This window comes from Achromobacter sp. CSND-B12, assembly GCF_052906545.1.
On sequence record NZ_JBREGJ010000001.1, the window covers coordinates 4,440,951 to 4,453,568 of the forward strand.

General features: G+C 63.4%; 14 protein-coding genes and 2 tRNA genes. 9 read left to right on the forward strand and 7 right to left on the reverse strand.

Annotated elements, in window-relative coordinates; translation table 11 throughout:
• Positions 1-146 precede the first annotated feature (146 nt).
• The gene (locus ACUTAG_RS20985; protein WP_023093405.1) at positions 147-1,037 is read left to right on the forward strand and encodes a LysR family transcriptional regulator; all 891 of its coding nucleotides are present in this window, start codon (positions 147-149) and stop codon (positions 1,035-1,037) included.
• Positions 1,038-1,058: 21 nt separating this feature from the next.
• On the opposite strand, the gene ACUTAG_RS20990 is transcribed toward ACUTAG_RS20985, so the two are convergent.
• The gene (locus ACUTAG_RS20990) at positions 1,059-1,352 is read right to left on the reverse strand and encodes a helix-turn-helix domain-containing protein (RefSeq protein WP_009459591.1); all 294 of its coding nucleotides are present in this window, start codon (positions 1,350-1,352) and stop codon (positions 1,059-1,061) included.
• On the opposite strand from ACUTAG_RS20990, the gene ACUTAG_RS20995 reads away from it, so the two are divergent.
• Positions 1,310-2,125, forward strand: a complete 816-nt coding sequence (locus tag ACUTAG_RS20995; RefSeq protein WP_446650308.1) for a substrate-binding domain-containing protein — start codon at positions 1,310-1,312, stop codon at positions 2,123-2,125. The two genes, ACUTAG_RS20990 and ACUTAG_RS20995, sit on opposite strands and share 43 nt — an antisense overlap.
• Before the next feature lie 118 nt (positions 2,126-2,243).
• Positions 2,244-3,212, forward strand: a complete 969-nt coding sequence (locus ACUTAG_RS21000) for a Dyp-type peroxidase (RefSeq protein WP_446650309.1) — start codon at positions 2,244-2,246, stop codon at positions 3,210-3,212.
• Between the two features lie 37 nt (positions 3,213-3,249).
• Here the strand turns inward: ACUTAG_RS21000 and ACUTAG_RS21005 are convergent, their stop codons facing one another.
• Entirely contained in the window at positions 3,250-5,193 is a 1,944-nt protein-coding gene (locus tag ACUTAG_RS21005; RefSeq protein ID WP_446650310.1) for a tyrosine-type recombinase/integrase, read from the reverse strand.
• 226 nt (positions 5,194-5,419) lie between these two features.
• Positions 5,420-5,495 (reverse strand) — tRNA-Gly (locus ACUTAG_RS21010).
• Between the two features lie 228 nt (positions 5,496-5,723).
• Between ACUTAG_RS21010 and ACUTAG_RS21015 the strand changes: the two genes are divergently transcribed.
• The gene (locus tag ACUTAG_RS21015; RefSeq protein ID WP_026382626.1) at positions 5,724-6,203 is read left to right on the forward strand and encodes a carboxymuconolactone decarboxylase family protein; all 480 of its coding nucleotides are present in this window, start codon (positions 5,724-5,726) and stop codon (positions 6,201-6,203) included.
• A 50-nt stretch (positions 6,204-6,253) separates the two neighbouring features.
• On the opposite strand, the gene pdxR is transcribed toward ACUTAG_RS21015, so the two are convergent.
• Positions 6,254-7,666, reverse strand: coding sequence for a MocR-like pyridoxine biosynthesis transcription factor PdxR (gene pdxR, locus ACUTAG_RS21020; protein ID WP_148319082.1), 1,413 nt, complete (start codon positions 7,664-7,666; stop codon positions 6,254-6,256).
• Between the two features lie 110 nt (positions 7,667-7,776).
• On the opposite strand from pdxR, the gene ACUTAG_RS21025 reads away from it, so the two are divergent.
• Both ACUTAG_RS21025 and ACUTAG_RS21030 read left to right on the forward strand, forming a co-directional pair.
• Positions 7,777-8,223: a GNAT family N-acetyltransferase gene (locus tag ACUTAG_RS21025; RefSeq protein ID WP_148319080.1), complete on the forward strand. Its 447-nt coding sequence runs from the start codon at positions 7,777-7,779 to the stop codon at positions 8,221-8,223.
• A complete protein-coding gene (locus ACUTAG_RS21030) occupies positions 8,220-8,858 on the forward strand; it encodes an FMN-dependent NADH-azoreductase (protein WP_070781315.1) in 639 nt (212 codons plus the stop codon). Before ACUTAG_RS21025 ends, ACUTAG_RS21030 begins: the two co-directional genes overlap by 4 nt.
• Before the next feature lie 251 nt (positions 8,859-9,109).
• On the opposite strand, the gene ACUTAG_RS21035 is transcribed toward ACUTAG_RS21030, so the two are convergent.
• Positions 9,110-9,185: transfer RNA gene (locus tag ACUTAG_RS21035), tRNA-Gly, on the reverse strand.
• Here ACUTAG_RS21035 and ACUTAG_RS21040 point away from each other — a divergent pair.
• Positions 9,186-9,470, forward strand: coding sequence for a hypothetical protein (locus ACUTAG_RS21040; protein ID WP_127481512.1), 285 nt, complete (start codon positions 9,186-9,188; stop codon positions 9,468-9,470).
• A gap of 36 nt (positions 9,471-9,506) precedes the next feature.
• Positions 9,507-10,544 carry a UDP-N-acetylmuramate dehydrogenase gene (murB, locus tag ACUTAG_RS21045; RefSeq protein WP_148316319.1) on the forward strand — a complete coding sequence of 346 codons (1,038 nt, stop codon included), beginning with the start codon at positions 9,507-9,509 and terminating at the stop codon, positions 10,542-10,544.
• Positions 10,545-10,608: 64 nt separating this feature from the next.
• Here murB and dapB read toward each other — a convergent pair whose 3' ends face one another.
• Together dapB and ACUTAG_RS21055 are read right to left on the reverse strand one after the other, a co-directional pair.
• Positions 10,609-11,400 (reverse strand): 4-hydroxy-tetrahydrodipicolinate reductase, encoded by a 792-nt coding sequence (dapB, locus tag ACUTAG_RS21050; RefSeq protein WP_026382331.1) that lies wholly within the window; start codon positions 11,398-11,400, stop codon positions 10,609-10,611.
• A gap of 16 nt (positions 11,401-11,416) precedes the next feature.
• Positions 11,417-11,953, reverse strand: a complete 537-nt coding sequence (locus ACUTAG_RS21055) for an outer membrane protein assembly factor BamE (RefSeq protein WP_446650311.1) — start codon at positions 11,951-11,953, stop codon at positions 11,417-11,419.
• Between the two features lie 156 nt (positions 11,954-12,109).
• Here ACUTAG_RS21055 and fur point away from each other — a divergent pair, with 156 nt between their 5' ends.
• On the forward strand, positions 12,110-12,529 hold the full coding sequence (fur, locus tag ACUTAG_RS21060; RefSeq protein WP_006223539.1) for a ferric iron uptake transcriptional regulator: 420 nt from the start codon (positions 12,110-12,112) through the stop codon (positions 12,527-12,529).
• Positions 12,530-12,618 lie beyond the last annotated feature (89 nt).

Here is a 12,618-nt window from a genome sequence, read left to right on the forward strand (position 1 = left end):
CTCGGGCCATCGCACGGTCAACCCAGCCCTGGCTCATTCAGCCAGAAGTTTCCAAAGACGTGGCCGAACTCGCCGCCGCCAGAATGGCAGTCACTTCTATAGGGAGATAGCACAGTGTTGGATAAGTCGGAACGGGAGGGTGGCCTATGGAGCTGCGCCATCTTCGCTGCTTCGTAGTTCTTGCTGAGGAGCTACATTTCACGCGGGCGGCTGAGCGCCTGCATATCGAACAACCACCGCTATCACGAGCCATCAAGGAACTTGAGGACGAGTTGGGCGTAGTGCTCTTCGACCGAAACCGACGAGGAACAGTTCTAACGGCGGCGGGCGCGGTCTTCTTGCAAGATGTTCGCCGTCTATTCACAGTGCTGGAACAGGCTCGTGAAAATGCCAAGGCTGTGGCATCGGGCTTGCGCGGTAGCCTGCGCATCGCTGTATCAGATGGGGCTATCGATCCACGGCTGTCGGCATTTCTGGCTCGTTGCCGCGCCGAGGAGCCGGAGATCGAAATACGCCTGTCAGAAGTGCCTCTGGCAGAGCAAGTGCGTGGCTTGCGTTCGGGCGACTTCATGATCGGGTTCGCGCACACGGCCGATGTCGGCGACGGTATCGCCGCCGAACCAATCTGGCACGACCCGCTGGTGATTGCGGTGCCAGCTCGTCACTCATTGCTCACCTACAAGGAGGTGCCACTTCAAGAACTTCAAGGCCATCCACTTGTCCTGTGCGACCCGCAGGTGTGCGAGGGCTATTGCCGCGAACTCAAGCGGCTGCTCAACACGTTGGAGCACAAGCTGAATGTTGTCGAGGAGGTGTCCTCGCTGGACATGATGCTCACGTTGGTCGGCGCCGGCTACGGCATCGGCTTCATGACGGCGACCAAGATTCCCATCTCCCAACGGCCGGATGTGGTGATCCGCCCCTTGGCGATGGATTCTGCCGTGATCACCACCTACCTGCTTCGGCCCGACGGCGGCAATTTATCGGCTTCGGTGGAGCGATTTATCGTTCGCCTTCGCGACTCTTCGGACGGTTGACGGAGCTGGCAGGCTAGACACTCAGGGATCAGTGTCGGCACGCAGATTGCGTTCGGTCGCCGTCATCAGGTCAGCCGCGCTTATGCCAAGTGCCGTAGAAATTTTCAGTATGAGCGGAAGCGTGGGCACGTGCTCACCACGCTCGATCTTACCCATGTGAGAGCGCGAAATGCTTGCCCGAGATGCGAACTCGTCTTGCGCGACTCCTTGAGCGACGCGCGCAGCGCGCACGGCCTGTCCGAAGGCTAACGCCGACTCGGATTCATACGTCGATGTGCCAGAAGGACGGCCTGGCTGAATTGTTGATTTCTGCATTAGCAGAAGCGTCAAACAATCTGCCACAATTAACCACGTTAAAGATAACGACGTTAAACTTCACTCTTTCCTGCAACGCTGGTTTGCCTTTCTGGACAGATCGCTTATTGGGGGCCCTCATGCATGACGCCACCAGCCAGTTTTCCCATTTCAGGCTTGCTATCGCGCCCGGAGTGCCATCCTCTTGCCTCACTACGCTTCTTGCCCTACAGCGCGCGGAGGAACCAGAAGTCACCATCACGTTCTTTGAGACCTCAGCCGATGATCTGTTGACGGGCCTTGAGGAAGGCCGCTACGACGCCGGCATGTCGCTTCGGAACGTTGGTGCTCCGGCCGTGAAAAGCCAACCGCTCTGGGTAGAGAACGTGGCTATTGCAGTGCCGCTGGGGTCCCCCTTAGTTGCCCAGGCGAAGATCACGCTTGCCGAGCTTCTGGACTATCCGGTGTTTCGCTGGCCGGCGGAGGCTTGCCTACTGCTGGATCAACGACTGTCGTTTCTTCCGTTGAGCCAGCAGAGCATTCAGCATGTGACTTCGTTCGAGATGATGGCGCTCTGGGTGGCCGCTGGCTACGGAGTAGGGCTCTCCGCGCAATCGCGCATTGAGCGTGCCCATGCGTGGGGGATCACTATGCGACCGCTTTCAGACGGCCCCTACGAGATCGTGACATACCTGCAGCGGCCCCACGGACAAGCCAATGCTGTTTCTGAGCGGTTCGAGCACAGGGCAATGCTGGTTGCCAGGGACAGGGTGGCTTGCTCGAATAACCCATAGCCCGCTCTCGTCGAGGCTGCGTGCGGGTAATTACAGCGGCACGCGCCTGTTAGCGCGCCAGTGATAGCGCTTCCATCTCTGGCAATATGATGAATTAACATGGTCTTTGGAGGCACGAATGGTTGGAAGTGGTTGGGACCGAGTACCAATTGACTCGCAAAGCATCGATGCGCCGCTGTCGCGCGCGGCGGTGTTTCTCACGTTGACGGTCGCCGAGGACCACGAGGCCCTTCAGGCGGTCGCCGGCGTCTTGGACGGGCTGGACGACCTGATCAAAACAGTGGGCTTCCGCGATCTCAACGGCCGGCTGTCGTGCATCACTGCGCTGGGATCGGCGCTATGGGACCGTTTCCAGACCGGGAAGCGCCCGAAGGAACTGCGGCCCTTCGCGCCCATCGAGGGTGCCAAGCACACCGCGCCTGCCACGCCCGGCGACCTGTTCTTTCACATCCGTGCCGAACGCGAGGACCTCTGTTTTGAATTCGAGCGCCTGCTGCTGGACCAACTGGGCAGCAGCGTGACGGTGGCAGACGAGGTGGTCGGTTTTCGCTACTTCGACTCCCGCGACCTGCTTGGCTTTGTCGATGGCACGGCCAACCCGACCGGGCACGACATCGGCGCCTCGACGCTGGTCGGCAGTGAAGATCAAGCGTTCGCCGGCGGCAGCTACTTGGTGGTGCAGAAGTATCTGCACCAAATGCAGCCGTGGGCTCGGCTCGCCAAGGACGAGCAAGAGCGGATCATCGGCCGGGAGATCGTCAGCAATGTCGAATTGCCCGACGCGACGAGCGGCCAGAAATCGCATAAGACCCTCGCCACGATCGTGGACGACGACGGCACCGAGCACGACATCCTGCGCGACAACATGCCCTTCGGCCGCCCCGGCCAGGGCGAATATGGCACCTACTTCATCGGCTACTCCAGGCATCTGTGGGTGACGCAGAAGATGCTGGAGCGCATGTTCCTCGGCGATCCGCCAGGCATGCACGACCGCCTGCTCGATTTCTCGACGGCGCACACCGGCGCCGTGTTCTTCGCTCCCGCACCGCGCACGCTGAGCGAACTCGTGGAGGCGGTGCAAGCGTAATGCAGGGGCCGCAAGGCCCCTGCAAGGTTTGGGAGCCCTATGCTCCGTCTAGAACTACTGCGCTATCCACCAGCCGACGAACGCTTTGCCGCACATCCTCGGGGATGGGGTATGGGGCAATGGCCTCGGGCATATCCGCATGGTGCTGGTAGTCGCCCATGATGACCCGGATGATCGCCGGCACGTTGGTCGGCGTGACCGCATCAATGGCCGCGCGGTCCCCCAGGTCAGGGTGCGGCTGGGTCAGCATGCGGTACAGATCCCACGAATCCGCGTGTGGGCACTGGTTCATGAGCACCTGAGCCAGCCTGTGTTTGAGCGGCACCAGTTGCCAGTCAGGAACGCGTTGTCCCCGGTTGCCCAAGCTGATGGACAGCAGCTTGCCCGCCTTCAGCTCGCGGTTGATCTGGTCCTTGGATTTTCCGGCCAGCTTGCCAAACAGCGGGACCGGCAGGTTGTTCGGCGACTCGTACATGGCCAGCATTTCCTCGCGTTCCCGTTGGATTGCGGAGACTTCCGGCTCAGGGGCATGCGTCGGCGGTGGCGGCACCTGCGACAGACGCTGGAAGGTGATCCCGCCGTTGTCCGGGGTCACGACAATGGGCGTGGCCACCACCGGCGGGACGCCAGGGAACGCAGGCTCGGTCATCATTGGGGCCGCATCTACCACTCCCTCAAATTCCGCCATCGCCGGCACCCCGTCGATACGGATGGTCAGGTGCGTGCTCGCGGCCTCCACTTCACCCTGTTCAAGCAGATCGAGGCGGTCGGCCCAGTCCTGCATCATCCGACGACGCGGCTCCACGTACTTGGCGTGGTTGTAGGCCGAACTCACCGTATTCGGGTCCGAGTGCGAAAGCTGCGCATCCACCCAAATCTTGGGGTAGCCGATCTCGTTGAGTGCCGTCGAAATGGTGCCGCGGATGCCGTGGCCGGTCAGCCGTCCCTCATAGCCCATGAGCTGCAAAGCTTTGTTGAGGGTGTTCTCGCTGATGCGCTTCTTGAGTTCGCTACGGTGCGACAGCAGGTATTTTTGCGCCGGCCGCATTGCGCTCAGGAGGTAGCGGACGATCTCGATGGCCTGCAGGGACAGCGGCACGATATAGGGAGGCACGTCCTGCGGCCGCTTCCCGGCCTTGCGCATTTCGTCCTGGAGCTGCTTGACGATCTGCGGCGGGATGATCCACAAACCCCTGTCGAGGTCGAACTGTTCAGGTTCTGCCAACCGCAGTTCGCCGGTGCGCACCCCGGTCAGGAACAGTAGCCGGACGCCAAGCTGGGTCTGCCAGCCACGGGGGTTGTAGAGCCGGAGCTTCTGAAGAAACTCGGGCAGTTTGGGTAGGCGCAGGTAGGGATTGTGGGCCACCGGGGGCTTGGGTTCGGCCACGACGTCCAGGTCTGCGGCCGGGTTGACTTCCAGCCCCTCGGCGATGACCAGGGCATAACGGAACATCTGGTTGAACCAGGTGCGGACCTTTTCTGCAGTAGTGAACGCCTTGCGCTTCTCGATCGCCGCCAGGACGCCCAGGAGCTGAGGGCGGCGAATGTCGTAGATCGACATCTTCCCCAGAGTGGGCAGCACGTCCTTGTTGAAGATGCGCAGGATCTGGGAAAGCGTGCTCTGACGGCCTTCCTTGAGTTCCTTGCGGCGATGTTCGACCCAGGCGTCGAAGACGGTCTTGAAGGTGTATTCGCCCGCCAGCTTGGCTGCGTGACGTTTCTGGTCGCGTTCGACCTGGGGGTCGATCCCCCTTGCGAGCAGGGCTTGGGCCTTGTCCCGCTCGGCGCGAGCCTCGCGCAGGCTGAGGGCGGGATAGCCGCCCAAGGACATGCGCTTCTGCTTGCCCAGCCAGTAGTAGCGGAATATCCACGACTTGCCACCTGCGGCAGAGACCATCAGGCCCAGGCAGTCGTTGTCAGAGATGGTGTAACGCTTTCCGGTAGTCCTTGCCTGCCGGACGGTCAGATCAGAGAGTGCCATTTCGAGGCTCCTAAGTTATGACTTAGGCCCTATGCTCGTCATGGTTCCCGCTCAGCCCCAGCAACTATCCGGTAGCCGACCCACCCGTATTCTTGTGCCTTATTTGGTCACTCAAAAACGGTAGCTGTGGGTGGATTTCCGTGGCACTCGCTGGAATGAAAAAAGGAGCCGAAGCTCCTTTTTTCAATGACCTACAGACCCCAGTAGAAGTCTGTGGATCACAATTTGGAGCGGGAGACGAGTCTCGAACTCGCGACCTCAACCTTGGCAAGGTTGCGCTCTACCAACTGAGCTACTCCCGCGCGGGCACTGCTTTGAAGAGGCGTGAGTATACAGGATTTTCACATGTGGTCAACGAAGGCGGGACGCGGCCGTCGGATAGCGCCCTGCCCGGGGTGGGCCTGATCCGACAGCCGCATGGCCCAGGCCGAATGACGTTTCTTGGCGCTTTCTTCGCCTTGGCGACTGGCCGCAATATGCAGCCATGCGGCGATGTCGTCCGCAGGTCATCCCACCAAGGTGTTTCTGAAATGAGCCAGCGTCTGAATTACTTCCAGGTTTCCGCCGAACTGTCCAAGTACTACCTCGACTTCAGCGCCTCGCTGAAAAAGAAGGCGGTGATCAAGGAGTTCAACGACCTGGTGACCATTCGCGCCTCGCAGATCAACGGCTGCGGCTTCTGCCTGGACATGCACATCAAGCAGGCCAGGATAGCCGGCGAGCGCGAGTTGCGCCTGCACCATATCGCCATCTGGCGCGAATCCCCGCTGTTCAGCGCGCGAGAAAGGGCGGCGCTGGAATGGACCGAGGCCTTGACGGTGCTGCACCCGCATGGCGTGTCCGACGCGGTGTACGAGCAAGTGCGTGCCCAACTGTCCGAAGAGGAAATCTCGGATCTGACTTTCCTGGTCGTGGGCATCAACGGCTGGAACCGCTTGAATGTCGCTTTCCGCACCGTACCGGGCTCTGCGGATGTCGCCTTCGGCCTGGACAAGGCCGGCCTGGATTGAACCCGCGGCAATGCCCGCGCCGCTCCTTCCGGGGCGGCAGGCCGGGCGCGCTACATCAGTTCGAGTATGCGCCGGCCGAGTTGCTCGGCGCGGTCCTGCGACTCGATGTTGGTGAAGCTCATCAGCAGGCCCGAACCGCATGACGCGGCGGTAGCCCAGCGCGACAGCGCGTGCGCGTAGAGGCCATTGCTGAGCATGCGCTGCGCCAGTTCGCGGTCGGTATGGCGCCCCTTCATGCGAACCAGCAGGTGCATGCCGCCCGGCTGTGGATCGATCGGCATGCCAGGGCCGAAAACCTTGGCCAGGCCCGCCGCCGTGGCATTGCGCCGTTCCGCGTAGAGCCTGCGCATGCGCTGGATGTGGCGGGCAAAATGTCCCTCCGTCATGAATGCGCTGACCAGCGCCTGGGTCAGCCCGGGAATGCCGTTGCCCAGCACCCGGTTGACGATCTCGAAGCGCTGCACGAGCGCTGCGGGCGCCACCAGGTAAGCCAGGCGTATGCCGGGGAACATCACTTTGCTGAAAGTGCCTGCGTAAAGCACGCGGCCGTGGCGATCCAGGCTCTTGAGCGCCGGCAGCGGCCGGCTGACATAGCGGTACTCGCCGTCGTAATCATCCTCCACGATCCAGCGCTGGTGGCGCTCGGCCCAATCCAGCAATGCCTGGCGCCGGGTCAAGGACAACGTTACGCTCAGCGGGCTCTGGTGCGCCGGTGTGACGATCGCGGCGCGCGCCTGGGGAGCCTGGGCGATGCCTTGCGACACGATGACGCCTTCGCTGTCGACCTCCACGGGCGCGAACGTCAGGCCCGAGTGCTTAAGCAGTTCGCGCGTGGGCGGATAGCCGGGGTCTTCCACCCAGACCCGGTCGCCTGGTTGCAGCAGCGCCTGGATCACCAGGTTGAGGCTCTCGCGATAACCCGATGTGATGAATACTTGGTCCGGAGTGCAATGGATGCCGCGCGCGACCTGCAGGTGGGCGGCGATGGCGGTGCGCAATGCGGGCAAGCCGTCGGCGGGCGGGTAGGACAGGTCGGCCGCCTGCGTGGCACGCAGGTGCCGGGCGCCGAGCCGCGCCCAGATCTTGCGCGGAAAGGCGTCCAGCGCGGGCAGTCCCATCTGGAACGGCAGCGGCTCCGGCGGCTGGCGCCAGGTGTCGGGGTCCGGCCGTGCCGGCGGCGGCGACGGTCTGGCCGCCGGTTGGGCCTGCAGGCCGGGGGTGACCACGGTGCCGGCCTGGCCGCGCGGCTGCACGTAGCCTTCCGCGTGCAGCAGCGAGTAGGCCATTTCGATCGTGCCGCGCGCCACTCCCAGGTCCTTGGCGAGCGCGCGTGCCGAGGGGATCCGGTCGCCCGGTTTGAGCGTGCCCTGGGTGATCGCGCCCCGGAAGCGTTCATAGACCTGGCGGTACAACGGCTCGCCGCTGGTCGCGGGCGGCAGGCTGGCAAGAGGCGGGGGCATCATGGCCTAGTTGAAAGATCAATTTATGGTTCTTCAAATTATGGCATGGCTTCCCTAGCATGGTGTCTGTTCCCGCCGTCGCGGCGGGAGGCTTCATTTAGGACAGGACCGTCATGAGTCATCAGGAAATCCGTCACATCGAAACCACCGGGGAGCTGCGCGCCTGCTTCCCGGTGATGCGGGAGTTGCGCCCGCACCTGGCCGGCGAGGCCGATTTCGCCGATCGCGTCGCGCGCATGCGCGGCGAGAACTACGCCTTGCTGGCGGTGTGGGAGGAGGGCGTACCCGTGGCGCTGGCCGGCTACCGCTTTCAGGAAAACCTGATCTACGGGAGCTTTCTCTATGTGGACGATCTGGTCGTCACCGAGCGCAGTCGTGGGGCGCGCCATGGCGCCAGTCTGTTGCAAGCGCTGGAGCGCATGGCCCGCGAGGCCGGTTGTGCCAAGCTGGTGCTGGATACCGGCCTGGGCAACGCATTGGCGCAGCGCTTCTACTTCCGGCAGGGGCTGCTGACCGGCGCGATGCGCTTCAGCAAGGTCCTGGGGGGGCAAGCGGCATGAGCGTCCTGCGTTTGACTTGCAGCCCGCGCGGCGCGGATTCCGAAAGCCATCGGTTGTCGCAGTTCATTGTCGATGGCCTGGCGCGGGTCGACGCCGAGCGTGGCCATGACCTGGTCGAGCTCGACGCCAACCGGTTGCCGCATGTGGATGCCGAATACGCCTGGGCGCTGGGCTCATCCCGCGATCCGGACGGCGATCCATCGGGATCGTTGCATCAGTCCGACCGCTTGATCCGGTCCCTGGCCGATGCCGACTACGTCGTCATCGCCACGCCGATGCACAACTACACCGTGCCGTCGGCATTGAAGGTGTGGATCGATCATGTGGTGCGGGTGCGCAGCACATTCAGTGTGACGCGCGAAGGCAAGGTCGGCATCCTCGTGGACAGGCCGGTGTTCGTGGCGGTGTCCTCGGGAGGGCTGTTTTCCGGGTCCGACGCGCGCCAGCCTGATTTCCTCACGCCCTACCTGAAGGCGGCGCTGGCCACCATCGGCCTGAAGCGGTTGACATTCTTCTCGGTGGAAGGCACCGCGATGGGAGGGCAGGCCCTGGAGGCGGCCCGCTTGCGAGCCCAGGCGGATATCGCCGCGCATTTCGCGGCGTCCCCGTTCCGGACCGACCTGCTGTCCGCCTAGGGTTCCATCCACACGTCTTCGTGGCCTTGGGGCGTCGATGATGAATCGCGCGCCGGGGCGACGGGCGCAGGTCGTCGACGCCTCCAGGCAGCAGCGCGGCCAGGTGCGCGGCCGATGATCCAGCCGATGGTGTCCGCGCGCGATCGAGCGGCAGCGATGAAGAGAGAGTGTGAGGGTGGTCGTGGAAATGAAAAAAGGGCCCGCAGGCCCTTTTTCATCATGCGCAGTGTGAAGACGCTGCGCAAAAAATCTGGAGCGGGAGACGAGTCTCGAACTCGCGACCTCAACCTTGGCAAGGTTGCGCTCTACCAACTGAGCTACTCCCGCATGGGCTTGCATGTCTGGCGCCGTGGCGCACTTTTCAGTGGCGCCGCCGGCCTTTCAGCCTGCAAACCATTTCTTATTGCCAACCGCTTTCGCGATTGCCTGATCAACTTGGTTATCGATCAGAAGGCGCGCATTCTACATGATTTTTTTCGATCGTGCTTGCCGTCGCTAATTTCAGGCGCATGTTTCATCGCTTGTTTGCCAGGGCCAGCGGATCGCTTCAAGCGCTTTAAGCTTTACGCCGCCGGGGTTGAATCGGCTGCCAAGCTCAATCAAGTAATATGAGCGAAGACAGAAAATATAGCATACCCAATAGTATCCATGTCAAATCCCTCCGCTACGGCGCCCGTGTTGACCGCGGCGCCGCAGGACCTTTCCGGGCTCAATACCCTCGGCCTGGTGTCCATGGCCCAGGCCTGCGTGACGCTGGATGATGTCGCGCAATTGCCGTCCTTGTCCGAGTTGGCCGCGGGCCATGCCTCGTTGCTGGTGCTGGGCGGCGGCAGCAATCTGGTGCTGCCCGAGGCCGTGCCCGGCCTGGTGGCGCGGGTGGCGTTGCGGGGTGTGCGCCTGCTGCGGGCGCAGCCCGATGCCTGGCTGGTGGAGGCCGCTGGCGGTGAAACCTGGCATGGCTTCGTCGCCGAGTGCGTGCGGCAGGGCTGGGACGGTCTGGAAAACCTGGCCCTGATCCCGGGCACCGTGGGCGCGGCGCCGGTGCAGAACATCGGTGCCTATGGCGTCGAGCTGGCCGACCGTTTCCACAGTTTGACGGCCTGGGATGTGCGCGCGGGCCGCTACGTGGAGATGACCGCCGCCGATTGCCGCTTCGCCTATCGCGACAGCGTGTTCAAGCATCAGCCGCCCGGCGGCTGGGTCATCGTGGCGGTGCGCTTGCGCCTGCCACGGCCGTGGCGTCCGGTGCTGGCATATCCCGACTTGCAGCGCCATCCGGGCCTGGCCGCGGGGGAATCGACCGCGCGCGCCATCTTCCATGCGGTCTGCGAGATCCGGCGCGCCAAGTTGCCGGATCCCGCCGTTACCGGCAATGCCGGCAGCTTTTTCAAGAATCCCATCGTCGCGGCCGCGCAGCGTGATGCGCTGCTCGAGCGTTTCCCAGGGCTGGTTTCCTATGCGCAACCGGACGGGCGTTTCAAGCTTGCCGCGGGCTGGTTGATCGATCAATGCGGCTGGAAAGGACGCCAGCTGGGCGCCGCCGGCGTGCATGATCGGCAAGCGCTGGTGCTGGTGAATCGCGGCGGCGCCACGGCGGCCGACATCATGGCGCTGGCGCGTGCGATCCAGGACGCGGTCATGGATCGCTATGGCGTGGCGCTGGAACCCGAACCCGTGGTCGTGTAAAGCCGCCGGCACACAAATGAAAAAGGACCCGCGCGGGTCCTTTTTTTCATGGTGGCGGCCGGGCTTAGAGCCCCAGCACCGCCTGCATGTCGTACAGGCCGTTGTGCTTGCCTTCCAGGAAACGCGCCGCGCGCAGCGCGCCTTCGGCGTAGGTGGCGCGGCTGGCCGAACGGTGCGTGATCTCGATGCGTTCGCCGATGCCGCAGAACGACACGGTGTGATCGCCGACGATGTCGCCGCCGCGCAGCACCGAGAAACCGATGGTGCCCGGTTTGCGCACGCCGGTGTCGCCGTGGCGGCTCCACGTGGCCACGTCGGGCAGGGCGACGTCCCAGGCCGAGGCGATGGTCTCGCCCATCTTGAGCGCGGTGCCCGAGGGGGCGTCGACTTTGTTGCGGTGGTGGGCCTCGAAGACCTCGACGTCATAGCCCGAATTCAGGATGCGGGCGGCCATGTCCAGCAGCTTGAGCGTGGCGTTCACGCCCACGCTCATGTTGGGCGCGAACACGATGGCGGTTTTCTGCGCGGCCACTTCGATGGCGGCGCGGCCGTTGTCGTCGAAGCCGGTGGTGCCGATGACGGCCTTCACGCCCAGCCTGGCGCAGGCCTGCAGGTGTTCCAGCGTGCCCTCGGGGCGGGTGAAGTCGATCAGGCAGTCCGCGTTGGCCAGCGCGCCCAGGTCGTCGGTGATGGCGACGCCGGTCTGCTGGCCCAGCGGGGCGCCCGCGTCCTGGCCCAGCGAGGGCGAGCCCTTGCGGTCGAGCGCGACCGCCAGTTGCAGGCCGTCGGCCTTCAGGACGGCGTCGATCAGCATCTGGCCCATACGGCCGCTGGCGCCGGCGATAGCAATACGCATGAAGAAAATCCTTGGGTTAGCGCAGCGGCTCGGGCGCGTTGCCGGGCTGGCCGGGGTACTGGTTCATCGGGCTGGTGGGGGCGGCGGCGTCGCGCTTCTTCTGTTCTTCTTCCTGCTTGAGCCGGGCCTCGTCCTCGCTCAGGCGCTTGTCGGCCTTTTCGTCGGCGGCGGTGCTGGGCGTGTTGATCTGGTAGGGCTGCAGGTCGGGCTGCTTGTCGCCTTCCCAGCGGGTCAGCCGGTCATTCTCGAACCAGACCGTGAACTTGCGTTCCTGGGCCTCACCGTAGCCGGGCTTGTAGTAGTAGGGGTAGTCCCAGCGGTTGGCGTGCAGCACGCTGGTCAGCGTGGGGCTGCCCAGCGCGAAGCGCACCTGCTCGCGCGTCATGCCCGGCTGCAACAGCGCGACCTGTTCCTGGGTGATCCAGTTGCCTTGCTGGACACCGGCCTTGTAGGGAAAGCCCCACTTGTCCCCCGTGCAGCCGGCGAGGGCGACGGCCAGGGCGGCGATGGCCAAACCGGTCTTGAGCGAGCGGGAAGGAATTCGTGCAATCATGGACACTACGCGCCCCTATTATTTGGAAGCAGACAAAACCGTTATCATAAAGGTTTCATAAGGATAGTTCTGCGGGGCGGCAGGAATTCTGGGGAGCCGGCTCGCGGTTACCGAGTATCCTTGCCCATGCCAACGCGGACGGAGAGCGATTACACCATGAGCGACCAAAGCGAACTGAAAAACATGGGTTTGAAGGCGACTTTCCCGCGCCTGAAAATTCTTGATATCTTCCGTAAGTCGGACCAGCGCCACCTCAGCGCCGAGGACGTCTACCGTGCCCTGATCGGCGAAAACGTCGAAATCGGCCTGGCCACCGTCTATCGCGTCCTGACCCAGTTCGAACAGGCCGGCATCCTTGCCCGCAGCCAGTTCGACAGCGGCAAGGCCGTGTTCGAACTGAACGACGGCGATCACCACGACCACCTGATCTGCACCAACTGCGGCAAGGTGGTTGAATTCTCCGACCCGGACATCGAAAAGCGCCAGCAGAAGATCGCCAAGGACAATGGCTTCGCGCTGGAAAGCCACGCCATGGTGCTGTACGGCATCTGCGGCAGCTGCCTGAAAGGCCGCTGAGCTTTTTCGCGTCGGACCTGACCGCGGCCGCGCTCGCCGCGAGTCAGTGAAAGCAAAAGCCCCTTCTCCAGGAAGGGGCTTTTTTTATT